18 protein-coding genes, 1 tRNA gene and 2 pseudogenes are annotated in these 16809 nt (G+C 63.0%); 13 read left to right on the forward strand and 8 right to left on the reverse strand.

What is annotated here, in order from left to right; translation table 11 throughout:
* The first annotated feature begins 11 nt into the window (after positions 1-11).
* The 3 genes from EOB49_RS09810 (at position 12) to EOB49_RS09820 (ending at position 3828) form a co-directional block, all read left to right on the forward strand.
* The gene (locus tag EOB49_RS09810) at positions 12-1736 is read left to right on the forward strand and encodes an ABC transporter substrate-binding protein (RefSeq protein WP_127321930.1); all 1725 of its coding nucleotides are present in this window, start codon (positions 12-14) and stop codon (positions 1734-1736) included.
* A gap of 97 nt (positions 1737-1833) precedes the next feature.
* Positions 1834-3327: a glycerol kinase GlpK gene (glpK, locus tag EOB49_RS09815; RefSeq protein WP_127380844.1), complete on the forward strand. Its 1494-nt coding sequence runs from the start codon at positions 1834-1836 to the stop codon at positions 3325-3327.
* Positions 3328-3354: 27 nt separating this feature from the next.
* Positions 3355-3828, forward strand: a complete 474-nt coding sequence (locus tag EOB49_RS09820; protein WP_127321928.1) for a DUF6882 domain-containing protein — start codon at positions 3355-3357, stop codon at positions 3826-3828.
* Positions 3829-3916: 88 nt separating this feature from the next.
* Here EOB49_RS09820 and EOB49_RS09825 read toward each other — a convergent pair whose 3' ends face one another.
* Positions 3917-4402, reverse strand: coding sequence for a BA14K family protein (locus EOB49_RS09825; RefSeq protein ID WP_127380845.1), 486 nt, complete (start codon positions 4400-4402; stop codon positions 3917-3919).
* Between the two features lie 259 nt (positions 4403-4661).
* Here EOB49_RS09825 and EOB49_RS09830 point away from each other — a divergent pair.
* Positions 4662-4737: transfer RNA gene (locus tag EOB49_RS09830), tRNA-Lys, on the forward strand.
* Between the two features lie 64 nt (positions 4738-4801).
* Here the strand turns inward: EOB49_RS09830 and EOB49_RS09835 are convergent.
* The 6 genes and pseudogenes from EOB49_RS09835 to EOB49_RS09855 form a co-directional block, all read right to left on the reverse strand.
* Positions 4802-5272 (reverse strand): nucleoside deaminase, encoded by a 471-nt coding sequence (locus EOB49_RS09835; RefSeq protein ID WP_127380846.1) that lies wholly within the window; start codon positions 5270-5272, stop codon positions 4802-4804.
* A 250-nt stretch (positions 5273-5522) separates the two neighbouring features.
* Positions 5523-5777, reverse strand: coding sequence for a hypothetical protein (locus EOB49_RS38775; RefSeq protein ID WP_348630273.1), 255 nt, complete (start codon positions 5775-5777; stop codon positions 5523-5525).
* Between the two features lie 102 nt (positions 5778-5879).
* Positions 5880-6672 (reverse strand): annotated as a pseudogene (locus tag EOB49_RS09840) (DNA-processing protein DprA); the annotation flags it as partial.
* Positions 6669-7256, reverse strand: coding sequence for a glycerol-3-phosphate 1-O-acyltransferase PlsY (gene plsY, locus EOB49_RS09845; RefSeq protein ID WP_127380847.1), 588 nt, complete (start codon positions 7254-7256; stop codon positions 6669-6671). The gene plsY and the pseudogene EOB49_RS09840, both read right to left, overlap by 4 nt.
* Positions 7257-7313: 57 nt before the next feature.
* Complete coding sequence (locus EOB49_RS09850) at positions 7314-8600, reverse strand: dihydroorotase (RefSeq protein WP_127380848.1); 1287 nt, start codon at positions 8598-8600, stop codon at positions 7314-7316.
* Complete coding sequence (locus tag EOB49_RS09855; RefSeq protein WP_127380849.1) at positions 8597-9556, reverse strand: aspartate carbamoyltransferase catalytic subunit; 960 nt, start codon at positions 9554-9556, stop codon at positions 8597-8599. Before EOB49_RS09855 ends, EOB49_RS09850 begins: the two co-directional genes overlap by 4 nt.
* Before the next feature lie 193 nt (positions 9557-9749).
* Here EOB49_RS09855 and EOB49_RS09860 point away from each other — a divergent pair, with 193 nt between their 5' ends.
* The 3 genes from EOB49_RS09860 to EOB49_RS09870 all read left to right on the forward strand — a co-directional run bounded on the left by EOB49_RS09860 (position 9750) and on the right by EOB49_RS09870 (position 12482).
* Positions 9750-11378, forward strand: a complete 1629-nt coding sequence (locus EOB49_RS09860; RefSeq protein WP_127380850.1) for a DNA alkylation response protein — start codon at positions 9750-9752, stop codon at positions 11376-11378.
* A gap of 193 nt (positions 11379-11571) precedes the next feature.
* Positions 11572-12141: a hypothetical protein gene (locus EOB49_RS09865; protein ID WP_127380851.1), complete on the forward strand. Its 570-nt coding sequence runs from the start codon at positions 11572-11574 to the stop codon at positions 12139-12141.
* On the forward strand, positions 12141-12482 hold the full coding sequence (locus tag EOB49_RS09870; protein ID WP_127272493.1) for a DUF6105 family protein: 342 nt from the start codon (positions 12141-12143) through the stop codon (positions 12480-12482). The genes EOB49_RS09865 and EOB49_RS09870 overlap by 1 nt, the downstream gene beginning before the upstream one ends.
* Here EOB49_RS09870 and ruvX read toward each other — a convergent pair.
* Positions 12400-12906: a Holliday junction resolvase RuvX gene (ruvX, locus tag EOB49_RS09875; protein ID WP_127380852.1), complete on the reverse strand. Its 507-nt coding sequence runs from the start codon at positions 12904-12906 to the stop codon at positions 12400-12402. The genes EOB49_RS09870 and ruvX overlap by 83 nt on opposite strands.
* Positions 12907-13029: 123 nt before the next feature.
* On the opposite strand from ruvX, the gene EOB49_RS09880 reads away from it, so the two are divergent.
* From EOB49_RS09880 to EOB49_RS37510, 6 genes and pseudogenes are all read left to right on the forward strand, one after another.
* Positions 13030-13737 carry a metal-dependent hydrolase gene (locus EOB49_RS09880; protein ID WP_127380853.1) on the forward strand — a complete coding sequence of 236 codons (708 nt, stop codon included), beginning with the start codon at positions 13030-13032 and terminating at the stop codon, positions 13735-13737.
* A gap of 24 nt (positions 13738-13761) precedes the next feature.
* Positions 13762-14178, forward strand: a complete 417-nt coding sequence (locus tag EOB49_RS09885) for a hypothetical protein (protein ID WP_127321156.1) — start codon at positions 13762-13764, stop codon at positions 14176-14178.
* Positions 14179-14286: 108 nt separating this feature from the next.
* Positions 14287-14574 (forward strand): Asp-tRNA(Asn)/Glu-tRNA(Gln) amidotransferase subunit GatC, encoded by a 288-nt coding sequence (gene gatC, locus EOB49_RS09890; protein WP_127272494.1) that lies wholly within the window; start codon positions 14287-14289, stop codon positions 14572-14574.
* A gap of 8 nt (positions 14575-14582) precedes the next feature.
* A complete protein-coding gene (locus tag EOB49_RS09895) occupies positions 14583-15038 on the forward strand; it encodes a GNAT family N-acetyltransferase (protein ID WP_127380854.1) in 456 nt (151 codons plus the stop codon).
* Positions 15038-16603, forward strand: coding sequence for an amidase family protein (locus EOB49_RS09900; protein ID WP_127380855.1), 1566 nt, complete (start codon positions 15038-15040; stop codon positions 16601-16603). Before EOB49_RS09895 ends, EOB49_RS09900 begins: the two co-directional genes overlap by 1 nt.
* A gap of 125 nt (positions 16604-16728) precedes the next feature.
* A pseudogene (locus tag EOB49_RS37510) lies at positions 16729-16809 on the forward strand (YdcF family protein); the annotation flags it as partial.

Genomic DNA, 16809 nt, shown 5'->3' on the forward strand with positions numbered 1-16809 from the left:
GAGGAAACGAAATGCGAAGGCAATTTTTAACATCAACGACTGCGCTTGTCCTGCTCTGGGGAGCAGGCCAGGCCTATGCCGGAATGGACGAAGCCAAGACCTTCCTCGATACCGAAATCAAGGACTTGTCGACGCTCGATCGCGCCGGCCAGGAAGCCGAGCTGCAATGGTTCATCGATGCCGCGAAGCCTTTCGCCGGCATGGACATCAAGGTGGTCTCCGAGACCATCGATACGCATAGCTATGAGTCCAAGGTTCTGGCGCCCGCCTTCACCGCGATCACCGGCATCAAGATCACTCACGACCTGATCGGCGAAGGCGATGTCGTCGAGAAGCTGCAGACGCAGATGCAGTCGGGCGAAAACATCTACGACGCCTACGTCAACGACTCCGACCTGATCGGCACCCACTGGCGGTACCAGCAGGCGCGCAGCCTGACCAAGTGGATGGCGAATGAGGGCAAGGATGTCACCAATCCCAACCTCGACCTCGCCGACTTCATCGGCACCAAGTTCACGACCGCTCCGGACGGCGACCTCTACCAGCTGCCCGACCAGCAGTTCGCGAACCTCTACTGGTTCCGCTACGACTGGTTCAACGACGAGAAGAACAAGGCCGACTTCAAAGCCAAGTACGGCTACGACCTTGGCGTTCCGGTCAACTGGTCGGCCTACGAAGACATCGCCGAGTTCTTCACCGGCCGCGAGATCGACGGCAAGAAGGTCTACGGCCACATGGACTACGGCAAGAAGGACCCGTCGCTCGGCTGGCGCTTCACCGATGCCTGGCTGTCCATGGCGGGCAATGGCGATAAGGGCCTGCCGAACGGTCTTCCGGTCGACGAATGGGGCATCAAGGTCAACGAGAAGTCGCAGCCTGTCGGCTCGTGCGTCGCGCGCGGCGGCGACACCAATGGCCCGGCTTCCGTGTATTCGATCCAGAAGTACCTGGATTGGCTGAAGGCCTATGCGCCGCCGGAAGCCCAGGGCATGACGTTCGGCGAATCCGGCCCCGTCCCGTCGCAGGGCACGGTCGCGCAGCAGATGTTCACTTACACCGCCTTCACCGCCTCCTTCGTCAAGGACGGGCTGCCGGTCGTGAACGCGGACGGCACCCCGAAATGGCGCTTTGCTCCCTCGCCGCATGGCGTCTACTGGAAGGACGGCATGAAGCTCGGCTATCAGGACGTGGGCTCATGGACACTTCTCAAGTCCACGCCTGACGATCGCGCCAAGGCCGCCTGGCTCTATGCGCAGTTCGTGGTGTCGAAGACGGTCGACGTGAAGAAGAGCCATGTCGGCCTGACGCTCATCCGCGAGTCGACGATCCAGGACAAGAGCTTCACGGAACGCGCTCCGAAGCTCGGCGGCCTGATCGAGTTCTACCGCTCGCCGGCCCGTGTTCAGTGGTCGCCGACCGGAACGAACGTTCCGGACTATCCGAAGCTGGCACAGCTCTGGTGGCAGGCGATCGGCGATGCGTCGTCGGGTGCCAAGACGGCACAGGAGGCGATGGACTCGCTTTGCTCTGAGCAGGAAAAGGTCATGGAACGCCTGGAAAAGGCCGGCATCCAGGGTGATATCGGCCCGAAGATGGCCGAAGAGCATGATCTAGCCTACTGGAACGCCGACGCGGTCAAGAAGGGCAATCTCGCTCCTCAGTTGAAGATCGAGAACGAGAAGGAAAAGCCGGTCACCATCAATTACGACGAACTGGTGAAGAGCTGGCAAAAGTAAGATTGCTCTAAGCGGGCGTCTGCGCCCGTGTGACATTGGGGGAGGCGGCATCTTGCCGTCTCCCCTGTTTGTGTAAAAGACTAAGCGGGGAGGCATAATGACCGGATATATCCTTGCCATCGACCAGGGCACGACTTCGACCCGGGCGATCCTGTTCGACGGCGAGATGAAGGTCGCCGGCAGCGGGCAAAAGGAATTCGCCCAGCACTATCCGGCCTCCGGCTGGGTCGAGCACGATCCGGAAGATATCTGGGCGAGTGTGGTGTCGACCGTGAAGGCGGCGCTGAAGAAGGCCGGCCGGAATGCTTCCGACGTGGCGGCACTCGGTATCACCAATCAGCGCGAAACAGTCGTCATCTGGGACAGGGCGACCGGCAAGCCGATCCATAATGCCATTGTCTGGCAGGACCGGCGCACCGCGCCGCTGTGCCAGAAACTCAAGAAGCAGGGGTTGGAGAAAAAGTTCACCCGCAAGACCGGCCTGCTGCTCGATCCCTATTTTTCCGGCACCAAGATCGCCTGGATGTTGGACAAGGTGAAAGGCGCGAGAAAACGCGCCGAGAAGGGCGAATTGCTCGCCGGCACCATCGACAGCTTTTTGATCTGGCGGCTGACCGGCGGCAAGGTCCACGCCACGGACGCCACCAACGCCTCGCGCACGCTGGTCTACAACATCGCTGAGAATGCCTGGGACGACGAGCTGCTGTCGATCCTTAACATCCCGGAAAAAATGCTTCCCGAGGTGAAAGACTGCGCCGATGACTATGGAATCACGGAGAAAAATCTCTTTGGCGCCGAGATAAGAATCCTCGGTGTCGCCGGCGACCAGCACGCCGCGACCATCGGCCAGGCCTGCTTCGAGCCAGGCATGATGAAATCGACCTACGGCACCGGCTGTTTTGCGCTCCTCAACACAGGCAGCGACCTGGTGCGTTCGAAAAACCGGCTCTTGACCACTATTGCCTACCGGCTGAACGGCAAGACGACCTACGCGCTTGAGGGTTCGATCTTCATTGCCGGCGCCGCGGTCCAATGGCTGCGCGATGGCATCAAGGTGATCGGCAAGGCCGAACAAAGCGGCAAACTGGCTGATGAAGCCGATCCAACCCAAAACGTCTACCTGGTGCCGGCCTTCGTCGGGCTCGGCGCGCCGCATTGGGACGCCGAGGCACGCGGCGCCATTTTCGGACTGACGCGCAATTCAGGCCCGGCGGAGTTTGCCCGCGCCGCGCTTGAATCCGTGGCCTACCAGACACGCGACCTGCTCGACGCCATGCGCAAGGACTGGAAGGGGGCTTCGGCCAAGACCGTGCTGCGGGTCGACGGCGGCATGGTGGCGTCGGACTGGACCATGCAGCGTCTGGCCGACATCCTCGATGCACCGGTCGACCGCCCGACCATTCTGGAGACGACGGCGTTGGGGGCGGCCTGGCTGGCCGGCTCGAAGGCGGGCGTGTGGCCGGATGCCAAGAAGTTCGCGAAAAGCTGGGCGCTGGAGCGGCGCTTCCAGCCGGACATGGATGGCTCCGCGCGCGCAGCCAAGCTTGCTGGTTGGCGCGATGCTGTGCGCCGGACACTGAGCATGCAATAACTAGCCATCAGTGGTGGGTGAGGGGAAATGAAGCCAGATTGGTATCCTGCTTGGCGCGACGAGGCTATCGAACAACTAAATGCCAAGAATGACCGCTTGGAGAGAGACTTCCAGCTCGGCCACTGGTCTCGCTACGACTATGACATCGAGACCAGAAGGCTTTTGTTTTCCAAGGGCGGAGAAATCAAAGTCACCGCAGAGGTCCAGATTGCCGGGTCCACGAGCGCTAAGTCGCAGAGTTGGCTCTGGGCCTGGGCAAATTCAAATTGGCCCGATGACGTTATGATCGACGCAAAGCGGGTTCGATCCTTCGGCGAGACAAATAGCATCGACGAACTGATCCAGTCCTACGTGACGGATGTCGATGACGACCTGGAAGTGCTTGGTTGGGAACTGAGCGCCGCGGCGGTTCGAATTTGCGACGCCCTTGGAGCATATCGCTCACCTTCGGAAGGCGATGCACGTTTTTACATCATCAAGGCCATCAGTTGGGCTGGCTGATGCCGGCTCCCATGCTTACTGAAAAGAGAAGACCCGCGACAGATTCTGGCACGGGTCTACTCGTCAGCTATTGGCACTCATTCACGAATCAGTAAGGCGAACGGCACTCCTTGCGAGGGCCGTAATTAGGCTGGAACGTGTTGTCCGAAGCACGGTAGCTGCGATAGCGGTCGTAGCACCACTGGACGTGGGCGTTGCCTCCGTAGACGCGATTGTTCTCGTTGTTGATGATGGCACCGGTGATCAGCGCGCCAGTCGCGAACGCCGCGAGCGGGAACCAATAATCGCCGTGACGACGGTAGCCGGGGCGATATTCGCGATAGCCGCGATGGCCGTTCCAATACGCGCCGCGATTGCGGGAAAAATTGCGGTCACGCGAAAAGCTGCGGTCACGCGAAAAATTGCGATTGTGGCGGTCCTTGCGCCATTCCCGGTACTGGACTGTCTGCACATCCGGCACCGCGACCTGGGATTGCGGCACATAGTTCGGTTGGGCGTTAACCGACACGGCCTCCGCCGCAACGAATGTGGCGGAGAGAGTGGCCGCCAGAAGGCTCGTTGTGATTCTGTTCATTGGTTTTCTCCTCGATGGTTTTGGCGGACGTCCCTGTGCCGGGAAAACGAGCGGCGCATACAATTGTTCCCCAGACTGGATGCCGCTGTCGGGCAGAAATGCCAGTGTTCCCTTGGCTGTTCTCCCACCGGTGGCGCGGCTGGCAAGTGTCGCGACAGGCCGAAGCCACCCGTGTTTGCGAGCTCTCTTTTTCCGGTTGACCGGTCGAGGCACTCTCCCTATGTTCCGCGCAATTTCGAGGGCCGCCTTTCGCCCGCGGGAGCGCGTAGCTCAGCCGGTAGAGCAACTGACTTTTAATCAGTAGGTCATGGGTTCGAATCCCATCGCGCTCACCAAATCCACCCAATGAACTGTCACCCAGCTCTCGGGAAGGGCACGCCACCACGGGCGGGGAAGCCGTCAACGCTTCCAGAAATCGCGGTGCGGTGCGAGCAACTCGTCGGCGATTTCGGGGAAGGGGCCAAAGACCTCGATCTTTTTCTGGCCGGAGTCGAGGACGGTGCGCGAAGAGAGGCTCATCGTCGGATTCTCTGCGTGATCCCCGGTGAGCGCCAGGAGCTCGGTCTCCTCGACCCCGTAAACCAGCCGCCCGATATTGGCCCAATACATCGTGCCGGCGCACATGGCGCACGGCTCGAAGGTTGAGACCAGCGTGCATTGCCACAGGAACTTCGGCTCGTAGGCAGCCGCCGCGCGCCGGGCGAGCTCCGTCTCGGCGTGGCGCACCGTGTCGAGATTGCCTTGCCGCATCAGCACCCGATCGTCCGGCCCGACCAGCACGCAACCAAACGGATGATGCCCATGCGCCGCCGCCTCGCGCGCGACCGCGTCGGCGGATCGAAGGTGGGCGAGCATCTGATCGCGGGTCATGGCAAGATCCTGTCATGCCGACATCCACCGATGAGCGGCTGAGCGAGATTGGTGCCAACGGACGCGAGTGGCAAGAGCCAACTTTTGCTTGAGACCTTTGCCTCGGGATATCAGACCTTTACCCTACAATCGCCGGCCGTCTTGGCGTCGAACAGATGAGCACAGGCGCGGCAAAGCGGAAAGCCGGCTGAAAAGGCCATCCTCGCCGAGCTTCTCGAAGGAGTTCGGCGGCGCGAAAATGCGAACAGCGTCAGACGGAAGGCTCCCCGAACACCAGCGAAACATTGCCGCCAGCATGGCGCTCGAGGCGGCCGGCGAGGTCGAGTTCCAGCAGCACCATGAACACCTGGGCCGGGTGCAGGCGGGTGTGGCGGATGATCTCGTCGACCGCCACTGGCGTCGGGCCGAGCGCCTCGACGACGCGGGCGCGGTCGCTTTCGCCGGGCGGTGGTGTGGCCGAGAAGTCGGGCGGCTCTTCGAATGGCGGCACGTCGGGCGCTCGCATGCCGGTCAGCGGGGCGATCGCCCTGGAAATATCCGATGCCTCGGTGACCAGGGTGGCGCCATCCTTGAGCAGGCCATTGGTGCCGGCGGCGCGTGGATCGAGCGGCGAGCCCGGCACGGCGAAGACCAGCCGGCCCATTTCGCCCGCGAGCCGGGCGCTGATCAGCGAGCCGGAGCGTTGCGCGGCCTCGACCACCACCAGCCCAAGGACCGCACCCGCGACAAGGCGGTTGCGGCGCGGGAAATCCTGGGCGCGCGGCTGCCAGCCGAACGGCATTTCCGAGATGATGGCGCCGCGCTCGGCGATTTCCTCGCACAGGCCGGCATTTTCAGGCGGGTAGGGCAGGTCGAGGCCGCCCGCCAGCACCCCGATCGTGCCGGTCGCCAGGCTGCCCTGATGCGCCGCCGTGTCGATGCCGCGCGCCAGGCCGGAGACGATTGCGTCCGAGGTCGGCCGCCAGCATGCGTGCCATCTTGATGCCGGCCAGCGACGCGTTGCGTGCCCCAACGATGGCGACACCCGGCAGCCGAAAAACAGCTGCGTTGCCCTTTACCGCCAGCAGCGGCGGCGGATGGTCCATGTTGCGCAATAGGGGTGGATAGTCTGTTTCACCGATCCCGACAAAGCGGGCGCCGGCCTTTCCGGCTAATTCCAGTTCGGCCTCGGCTTCGGCAATGGAAGGGATGCGAGCGATCCGGATGGCGCCGCCTGAAATCATCAGTTCCGGCAATATCTCCAGCGCCGCCTCGGCCGAACCGAAACGGTTGATGAGGTCGCGAAACGATGCGGGGCCGACATTCTGGGTGCGGATCAGCCGCAGCCAGCTCAGCCGCTGCCGGTCGCTGAGACGCGGCCCGGCGGCCGGCCCACTCACCACGGCGGCAGGCTCGCTCACCCCTTGGCTCCGATCTTGCCCTCGGTGCCGGCAAGCAGGCGCGAAATGTTTTCCCGGTGCTTGATGGAAACGATGATGCTCATCACCACGAACAAGGCCGCATTCTGCGGTGTGCTCAGGACATAGAGAGCGATCGGCACGATGACCGCCGCCGTCAGCGCCGCCAGCGAGGAATAACGGAACAGAAATGCCATCACCAGCCAGGCGACGGCAAAGATCAGCGCCACCTGCCAGGCAAGGCCGATCAGCACGCCGAGATAGGTGGCGACGCCCTTGCCGCCCTTGAACCCGAGCCAGACCGGGAAGAGATGACCGAGAAAGGCGCCGAGACCGGCCCAGATCGCCAGGTCAGGCGCGAAATGGCCTGCTATCAGCACGGCGACCGTGCCCTTCAGCGCGTCGAGCAGCAGCGTCGCGGCGGCAAGGGCCTTGTTGCCGGTGCGCAGAACATTGGTGGCGCCGATATTGCCGGAGCCGATCTTGCGCACATCGCCAAGGCCGGCCGCGCGCGTCAGCAGGAGCCCGAACGGAATCGAGCCAAGCACATAGCCGAACACGAGCGCTGGGATGAGGCTGTAAATCATTGTTTCCCCCGCATTTCCCCTGGCTGACCGGGTCAGGCGCGATGCGCGGTGGCCGGCTCAGACGGAGAACACTGTGCGGCCCGCAACCAGCGTTTGCAAGACCTTGCCTTGCAGCCGCGCGCCTTCGAAACAGGTGTTTTTCGAGCGCGAACGAATGCCGCTTTCGCTGACGATCCAGGGTTCGTCGAGGTCGACAAGCGCAAGATCGGCGACAGCGCCCGGCTTCAGCGTGCCGCCGGGCAGGCCGAACAGTTTTGCGGGAGCGGTGGATAGGGTCTCGATCAGCCGGAGCAACGGCACATCGCCATTGTGGTAGAGCCGCAGTGCGGCGCCCAGAAGCGTCTCCAACCCTATAGCGCCGGCCGCCGCATCGGCGAAGGGCAGGCGCTTGGTGTCGACATCCTGCGGATCATGCGAGGAGACGATGATGTCGATCGTGCCGTCCCTGACCGCCTCGATCATCGCCAACCGGTCTTCCTCGGCGCGCAATGGCGGCGTCAGGCGGAAGAAGGTGCGGTATTCGCCGACATCGTTTTCATTCAGCGACAGATTGTGGATCGCCACGCCTGACGTCACCGTCGCCCCGTCGGCTTTCGCACGCGTTATGGCTTTTGCCGCCATTGCCGTCGAGATCTTTGCTGCGTGGTACGAACCGCGCGTCAGCCGCGCCAAGGCCAGATCGCGTTCCAGCGGGATGGATTCGGCTTCGCGCGGAATGCCGGAAAGGCCGAGCCAGCTGGCGTAAAGGCCTTCATTCATCACGCCGGATGAACCGAGGTCCGCATCCTGCGTCTCATGCACGATGGTGGCGCCGAAGTCGCGCGCATAGGTCAGCGCGCGGCGCATCACCAGCGCGCTCGATATGGTGTGGCGGCCATCGGTGAAGGCGACGGCGCCTGCTTCGCGCAGCAGGCCGAACTCGGTCATTTCGCGCCCGTCGAGGCCCTTGGTGATCGCCGCAGCAGGAAAGACGTTGATGATGGCCGTGTCCTTGGCGGTGCGCAGCACGAACTCGACCAGCGCCACATTGTCGATCACCGGGTCGGTGTCGGGCATCATGACGATGGAGGTGACGCCGCCGGCCGCCGCCGCGACACTTGCCGACGCGATGGTTTCGCGATGCTCGCCGCCCGGTTCGCCGATGAAGACGCGGCCGTCGATCAGGCCTGGAATGATCGCCTTGCCGGCGCAGTCGACAACGGTGGCGCCCTCGGGCGCGCCCTGGTTCAGCGCCGCCTTGCCGGCGGCAACGATCTTGCGGCCGTCGACGACGACGGCGCCGACTTCGTCGATGCCGCGCGACGGGTCGATAATGCGGACGCGCTCGAAGACCGTTATGCTCATGCGCCGCGGCCTTCATGATTGCGGCGCGGGTCGAGCAGCGCTTCCATGACGGCCATGCGCACGGCGACGCCCATTTCGACCTGTTCCTGGATGACGCTCTGCGGACCGTCGGCGATTTCCGAGGCGATCTCGACGCCGCGGTTCATCGGCCCGGGGTGCATCACCAGCGCATCGCCCTTGGCCGCCTTCAGTTTTGCCGCATCAAGGCCGAAATAGCGGAAATACTCGCGCACCGAAGGCACGAACGCGCCTTCCATGCGCTCGCGCTGCAGGCGCAGCATCATCACCACATCGGCGTCCTTGAGGCCCTCGGCCATCGAGCGGGTGACGACGACGCCCATCTTCTCGATGCCGGTGGGCAGAAGCGTCGACGGTGCGACGACGCGCACCTGCGCGCCGAGGGCGTTGAGCAGCATGATGTTGGAACGTGCCACGCGCGAATGCAGGATGTCGCCGCAGATCGCCACGATCAGCTTCGACAGCGGGCCCTTGGCGCGACGAATGGTCAGCGCATCGAGCAGCGCCTGTGTCGGGTGTTCATGCGCGCCGTCGCCGGCATTGACGACGGAGCAGCCGACCTTCTGCGCCAGAAGCGCGGCCGCACCGGCCGATTGGTGACGGATGATCAATATGTCGGGCCGCATGGCGTTCAGCGTCATCGCCGTATCGATGAGCGTTTCGCCCTTCTTCACCGAAGAACTCGCAACCGACATGTTCATCACATCGGCGCCGAGCCGCTTTCCGGCCAACTCGAACGACGACTGCGTGCGCGTCGAGGCTTCATAAAAGAGGTTGATCTGTGTGCGGCCGCGCAGCGTCGAGGTTTTCTTCTCGGACTGCCGCGAGATCGCGACCGCTCGGTCCGCCCTGTCGAGCAACAGCTCGATATCGGCGGGGGAAAGGTCGCGGATGCCCAGAAGATGGCGATGAGGATAGGGGGACGAAGCGTCGGTCATCTCAAGGCGCTGCTATAGGGTGGAGACTTTGCGGCTGCAAGCGCCAGCTTTGCATTGCAGCCGTTCTCCTCAATTTTTTCGTATAGATGGCCGATTGTATCGGCCGGTATTTTCATCGCGCGCGCTGCATGGCTTGGCTATATCTAGCCGACAGCCTCGGATTCGTGGCTTTCTGACGATAGAAGGATTGGGCGTGACCGACGACGTGACGAACCAGCCGCCGCCGCTGACGGGCGGCAACGCCTGGCGGGGCGATCCGTTGCTGATCCAGCTCGCGGAACGTTTTTCCGATCCGGTGCGCAAAGATCTCGACGGTCTCGGCCGCTTCGTGCTGACGCAGGAGGCGCAGGAACTGGGGCGCCTCGCCAATGTCGAGACGCCGAAGCTCAGGACGCATGATCGCCAGGGGCGGCGCATCGACGTGGTCGAGTTCCATCCCGCCTATCACGCCTTGATGCGCCGCTCTGTGGCCAACGGGCTGCATTCCTCGGTGTGGGAGAACGGCGACACCGAGATCGGCCGCCGCCATCAAGTCCGTGCCGCCCGGTTTTATCTGACGGCGGAGCTGGAGACCGGGCATCTGTGCCCCATCACCATGACCAACGCTTCGCTGGCGGCCTTGATGGCCAGCCCGAAACTGTTTCGCGAATGGGCGCCGCGCGTGACGACGCGCAAATACGACCAGAGCCAGAAACCGCCGGTCGAGAAGACCGGGCTGACGCTCGGCATGGGCATGACCGAGAAGCAGGGCGGCACCGATGTGCGCGCCAATGTGACGAGGGCGGAACGCGCCGGCAGCGGTTTTTATCGTCTGACGGGGCACAAATGGTTCATGTCGGCGCCGATGTCGGATGCGTTCCTGGTGCTGGCGCAGGCGCCTGAGGGACTGTCGTGCTTCCTCGTGCCGCGCGTCCTCGGTGATGGTTCGGGCAACGGCTTCCGCTTTCAGCGACTGAAGGACAAGCTCGGCAACCGTTCCAACGCCTCCTCCGAAGTCGAATTCGTCAATGCCATCGGCGAGATGGTCGGCGAACCCGGTGCCGGTGTGAAGACGATCATGGACATGGTCACCCTGACCCGGCTCGATTGTGCCATCGCCTCGTCTGCGATCATGCGCGCGGGCCTCGCCGAGGCCGTTCATCATGCGCGCCATCGTCAGGTGTTCGGTTCGACCCTGATCGAGCAACCGTTGATGCAGCGCGTTCTGGCCGACATGGCGCTCGACGTCGCCGCCGCCACCGCGCTGTCGTTCCGGTTGGCGCGCTCCTTCGACGAGGCGGCCAGCGATCGGGGCGAGGCGGCGTTTGCCCGGGCCATGACGCCGGTCGTCAAATACTGGGTCTGCAAGATCGCGCCCCCGCTGCTCTATGAGGCGATGGAGTGCCTCGGCGGCAACGGCTATGTCGAGGAGGCGCCACTCGCCCGCTACTATCGCGAGGCCCCGGTCAACGCGATCTGGGAAGGCTCGGGCAATGTCATGGCGCTTGATGTGCTGCGCGTGCTTGGCCGTGCGCCCGGCCTGTTCGAGGATGTGCTGGCCGGCATCGACCGTGATCTCGGCGCCGGCGGACGCGGCACGATCGGCGTGCTGAAGGCGGCGATGCAGGTTGCCTCAACCGACGAAGGTTCGGCCCGGCTGCTGACCGAGCAGTTGGCACTGTCGGCTGCGGCGGCGGAATTGCGCCGCCTGGGGGCAGGGCGGATCGCCGACGCTTTCGTCGAGACGCGTTTGGCCGGCCAATGGCGCAACACCTATGGCATGATCGATTCGCGCCACGATGCACGCATGATCATCGACACGCTCTATCCGCCGGTGAACTGAGCGGCGAGCATCGCAAAAATCGGCGCCATCCACAGTTTTGACGCGTTGGCGGCATCCTCACGCGTATGGCTAATCGCTGTTAACCTTAACAATTGGTTTCCGTTGCGATGGCGGACGGCAAGGCCCACTGTCCCGGCGCGAGCAGGGAATGGTTCAGATTGGCCGTCTCTTGCTTTGCGAAGCAGGAACACCGATGCGACAGGTACTGACCTCTTTTCTGGCCTTGCACTGGGCGATTGTTTTCGCCCTGCTTGCGCTCATCTGCATCGACGGAAATCGGGGTGTGGCGGCGGCACTCGGCGTGCTGGGCACCACAATCGAGGGTACCCGCTTCGTCGACCTCGACAATTTCGTTGTCGTGGCGCCGCTCGCCACCGCATTGCTTGTCGTCGCGGTTCTGTTTTTCTGGGCCTTTGTCGAAGCCCTACTCAACGACGCGACCAGTCCCGGCGCCGACAGCGTCGCCCGCATCGCCTTCATCAGCGCGTCCGGCATGTTGTCGCTGATCGTCATCGGAGGTGCTGCGCAAGGCATCAACGGGCTGTTCATGGCAGTTGCCGTGCAGCTGACGGCACTTCTGGCGTCCTATGTCGCCATGCTTGCCGAGCGGCGGTCCGTGGTTGCGGCAGCGGCTTCCGGCGAAAGCGAGATCCATGCCGTCGCGCATGACATGGCAAAAGCCGCGGCTCACAATTCGCTGCTCTCACTTATATCAGGCCGAACGGTCTCCAAGACCGGCTCCAATCACAGGGGAGGCCGCTGATGCGTTACATCTTCGGGTTCTGGGCGGCGCCGATGGCGATTTTCTGGGGCTGGTTCTATCTGTCGGCCAATGACATCAATTTCGGCTACACGATGCTCAGCCGACAGATGCACGACTTCTTCTTCCAGCTCTATGGTCAGATGCTCGGCATCGATCCGGCGATCATTCCCGGCATGGTGGCGAAGACGTGCGTCTTCGACGGGTTGCTGCTGATGGCGCTTTGGGCCTTCCGCCGTCGCCGCGAGATCGCCGGCTGGGTCAAACAGCGCTGGGCGGGTCCGGTTCCGTTCGAGCGGATGCGTGGAGCGACTGAAGCCGGTCCAAAACTCCCTGCAGAATAAACGCGGCTGCCGCCGAATCGATCTTGCCGGCGCGCTTGCGGCGCGAGAAATCCATCTCGATCAGCGTCCTTTCGACCGCGACCGTCGATAGTCTCTCATCCCAGAGCACGAAGGGCAGGTCGCTCATCTGTGCCATGTTGCGGACGAAGGCGCGCGATTTCTGCGCACGCGGACCTTCCGAACCGTCCATGTTGATCGGCAGCCCAATCACCACCGCGCCGGCATTCTCCTTCCGCAGCAAGGCGAGCAGCACCGCCGCATCGAGCGAGAATTTCCTTCGCATGATGACCGGGCGCGGATGGGCGAAGGAAAATCTCTGGTCCGAGACCGCGACGCCGATCGTCTTGTCGCCGAGGTCAAGTCCCGCCAGCGTCTTGCCGCCGGTCAGCCGCGCCGGCAATTCCTCGATCGTGATAATGCCCACCGGCCGTCCTTCGCCTTTCACCACCACGTGTTTTGTCAAACGCGTGGTGGACACAGTAACCCTTTGATCTCGGGGCCGTCGGCGTTCTATCCTTTGGCAAGACAAAAATCGAGGAATGCATTCATGAAACTGACCTGGTACGGCCACTCGGCCTTTCGCATCGAGACCGCTGATGCCAAGATCCTCATCGATCCTTATCTGATCGGCAATCCGTCCTGGACGGGCGGCTGGGAGGGACCGGCGGAGGGAATCACGCATGTACTGCTGACGCATGGCCACAGCGACCACATCAGCGGCGCGCTGGAAGTGCTTGGCAAAAGCGGCGCCCAGCTGGTCGCCAATTTCGAGATCTGCATGTACCTGGTCGGCAAGGGCGCCAGCGACAAGAAGATCAACCCGGGCAACATCGGCGGCACCGTCGATTGCGGCGGCTTCACCACCACTTTCGTCCAGGCGCTGCATTCATCCTCGTTCCCCGGCGAAGGTGGCCAGAACACCTATCTCGGCAATCCGGGCGGCCTCGTCCTGCATTTCCCGGAAGACAAGACGCTCTACCACATGGGCGACACCGACATCTTTTCCGACATGGCGCTGATCAACGAGTTGCACGAGCCGAAGATCGGCATTGTGCCGATCGGCGACCGCTTCACCATGGGAGGCGCGGTGGCCGCACTTGCCTGCCGGCGCTTCTTCAAGTTCGACACCGTGGTTCCCTGTCACTTCGGCACCTTTCCGATGATCGACCCGACCGCCGACAAGTTCGAGGCCGGCCTGGAAGGATCCGGCATCAAGGTGGCTTTGCCCAAGATTGGTGAGACGATTACGATTTAGAAGCAGCCAATATGGAATGAAACCATGGCTTTGAGGCAATCTTTTTGCGTTTCCATACTGGTCGCGGCGTCGCCCGCGCTCGCCGCGGATGATTTCATCGAAGGCGTCTACCTTCAGTCCGAGGAGCTTTGCAAACAGGCCAAGAAGGACACGCTGCAAACGCTGATCGACGCCGGCAACATCGTGCTTTCGGCATACGGCCTGCAAAGCGTCGAATACAATTGCGAGTTTCTGCAGATCAGCAAGGCGACGGCTTCGCCGAGCTGGGCGGTGACGGCCATCTGCCAGGAACCGGGTTATGTCTTTCCCGACGTTCTCTCGGTGACGCAAATGAACGCGAAGCAGATCGATCTCGTGTCGGTTCGGCCCGTCGACGACGAAAGCGAAGCAAGCGGCAACAGCGGCAGCTACTATCTGTGCGAAGGCGTTGCCCTGCCATAGACGTATTCTGAGAGCCGATGAGGCACAGCCTGGTCTCTCGCACGATGCATGTTGCGCAGCGCGCGCGCCGCCGCTATAGCCCGAACTGGTTTTCCCCGAGGCAAAAACATGTCCGTAGATCTTCAGACAGTGAAGCGCGTCGCGCATCTCGCCCGCATCGCGGTGAGCGAAGAGGATGCCGAACGGATGACCGGCGAGCTGAACGCCATTCTGGGCTTCGTCGAGCAGCTGAACGAGGTCGATGTTTCCGGTGTCGAGCCAATGACCTCGGTGACGCCGATGGACATGAAGAAGCGCAGCGATGTCGTCACCGACGGCGGCAAGGCGGCCGACATCGTCGTCAACGCGCCGGCGACCGAAGAGAATTTCTTCCTCGTGCCGAAGGTCGTGGAGTAAGTCCGCCGATGGCAATCGAGATCGCCATTGAGACGCCGCTCCAGGACGACCTGCGCGGGCTGGTCACCGAACTCAACGAGACCTTGCTCGAACTGACGCCGCCGGAGCATTGCTACCATTTGACGGTTGAGCAGATGGCCGGTGAGGACACGACGGTTTTCATCGCCCGAGATAAAGGCCTGGCCATTGGCTGCGGCGCGCTGAAGCGTCATGACGGCGCCATTGGCGAGGTCAAGCGCATGTATATCAGGCCGTCGCATCGCGGCCAGAAGATCGGCGCGAAAATCGTCGAGCGGGTCGAGGCGCTGGCGCGCAACGAGGGACTGAAGCGACTGGTGCTGGAGACGGGCGATCGTCATCCCGCGGCGTGGACAGTCTACGAACGCGCCGGGTTTTCGCGTTGCGGCCCGGTGCTGGATTATCCCGATTCTGAGTGGTCGGTGTTTTACGAAAAGAGCCTTTGATGAGCGACCTGACCCAGTTGACGATTTCACAGGCCCGCGCCAAGCTGCACGGCAAGGAAATCACCGCGACCGAGATCACCGAGGCCTATCTCGGCGCTATCGAGCGCGCCAATCCGGCGCTCAATGCCTATGTCACCGTGACCGGCGATAAGGCGCGCGACATGGCCAAGGCGTCCGACGCCAGGCTGGTCAAGGGCGAGGGCGGTGCGCTGGAAGGCATTCCGTTGGGGATCAAGGACCTGTTCGGCACCGAAGGCGTCCACACGCAGGCTTGCAGCCATGTGCTCGACGGGTTCAAGCCGCGCTACGAATCGACCGTTACGTCAAATCTGTGGGCCGACGGCGCCGTTATGCTCGGCAAGCTCAACATGGACGAGTTCGCCATGGGTTCGTCCAACGAGACGTCCTACTATGGTCCGGTCATCAATCCGTGGCGGCGCTCGCGCCTCGATACTGCGGTGATGCCGACGACGCATCAGGGCGACGGCGGCTTCGTCTCGGCCGGCGGCATGAGGACCGTGCGCAGCCTGGACAATGCGCAGTTGGTGCCGGGTGGCTCTTCCGGCGGGTCGGCCACGGCAGTCTCCGCCTTCCTGTGCGCCGGCGCGACCGCGACGGATACTGGTGGCTCGATCCGCCAGCCGGCCGCCTTCACCGGGACGGTCGGCATCAAGCCGACCTATGGCCGCTGCTCGCGCTGGGGTATCGTCGCGTTCGCCTCGTCGCTCGACCAGGCCGGCCCGATCGCGCGCGACGTACGCGATGCCGCGATCCTGTTGCAGTCGATGGCCTCGGTCGATCCGAAGGACACGACGTCGGTCGACCGGCCGGTGCCGGACTATGAGGCCGCGATCGGCAAGCCGATCAAGGGCATGAAGGTCGGCATTCCCAGGGAATACCGCGTCGACGGCATGCCCGAAGAGATCGAGGCGCTGTGGCAGAAGGGCATTGCCTGGCTGAAGGACGCCGGCGCCGAGATTGTCGACATTTCCCTCCCGCACACCAAATACGCGCTGCCCGCCTATTACATCGTGGCGCCCGCCGAGGCGTCATCCAACCTCGCCCGCTATGATGGCGTCCGCTACGGCTTGCGCGTGCCGGGCAAGGATATCGTCGACATGTATGAGAAGACCCGCGCCGCCGGTTTCGGCCGCGAGGTCAAGCGCCGCATCATGATCGGCACCTATGTGCTGTCGGCCGGCTATTACGACGCCTACTATCTGCAGGCGCAGAAGGTGCGCAATCTGATCAAGCGGGATTTCGAGACTGTCTTCGCCGCCGGCGTCGATGTCATCCTGACCCCGGCAACGCCGTCCGCCGCCTTCGGCGTCGCCGATGAGGACATGGCTGCCGATCCGGTCAAGATGTACCTCAACGACATCTTCACCGTCACCGTGAACATGGCCGGCCTGCCGGGCATCGCCGTGCCCGCCGGGCTCGACGCCAAGGGCCTGCCGCTCGGGCTGCAGCTGATCGGCCGGCCGTTCGACGAGGAAACCCTGTTCCAGACCGCCGCTGTCATCGAGCAGGCCGCAGGCACGTTCCAGCCGGAGAAGTGGTGGTAGGGACGTCGCTCGTCTAGCGGATGCCCTGAAAGTCGGAATCGATTTTCGGAAGGATGCTGCGCAAAATCAAAGTGTTAGCGTCCTTTGAGCGCCCACGCCCGCGCGGCGCTGCAATGGGGTGAGCGATGTTCTTCTACCTGTCCAAGATATTCTGGTTCTTCATCCAGCCGCTGAACCTGGCGATCTTCCTGCTGCTGGCGGGATTG

The organism is Mesorhizobium sp. M7A.F.Ca.MR.148.00.0.0 (assembly GCF_003997735.1).
GTDB lineage: Bacteria > Pseudomonadota > Alphaproteobacteria > Rhizobiales > Rhizobiaceae > Mesorhizobium.